1 protein-coding gene is annotated in these 515 nt (G+C 65.2%); it reads right to left on the reverse strand.

The annotated features are described in order from the left end of the window. Positions 1–515, reverse strand: a 515-nt coding sequence (locus tag J5M73_RS31080; protein WP_207816888.1) for a metal-dependent hydrolase, incomplete at both ends; no start/stop codon positions are given.

Genomic DNA, 515 nt, shown 5'->3' on the forward strand with positions numbered 1-515 from the left:
GCCGGTAATAGCGCAGCGCCGCGGCGATCGTCTTCCAGAACGACGGCAGGTGCTTGCGGCGCGAGCCGCGCCACCACGACAGCACGAAGCCCGGATAGCGGCCCGCGCCGGGATCGCGCTCGTACATGTATTTCGCGCCCGACATGATGAAGTAGAGCAGCAGCAGGATCACGAACGTCATGTGGATCGAGCGCTCGACGTAATTGCCGCCGAGATGCCGATAGATGTCGAACGCGACGGTGCGGTGCTCGACTTCCTCCGCGCCGTGCCAGCGCAGCAGATCGACGATCGTCGGATCGGTGCGCTCGTCGTCGAGCCCGCGCGCGTGCAGCACCCAGTTGCCGAGATAGCCGAAGAAGTGCTCGAGCGACGCGATCACCGCGAGCTGCTGGCGCAGCCAGAAGCGCGTGTGGCCGATCTTCAGGCCGAGCGGTTGTTCGCCGAGCAGCTTCGTGAAGAGCCAGTTGAGCCGCTGCGTGAACGGCTTCGTGTCGATGCCGTGCCGTTCGTAGTAG

The organism is Pseudomonas sp. 50_B (assembly GCF_017491625.1).
Lineage (GTDB): Bacteria > Pseudomonadota > Gammaproteobacteria > Pseudomonadales > Pseudomonadaceae > Aquipseudomonas > Aquipseudomonas danubii.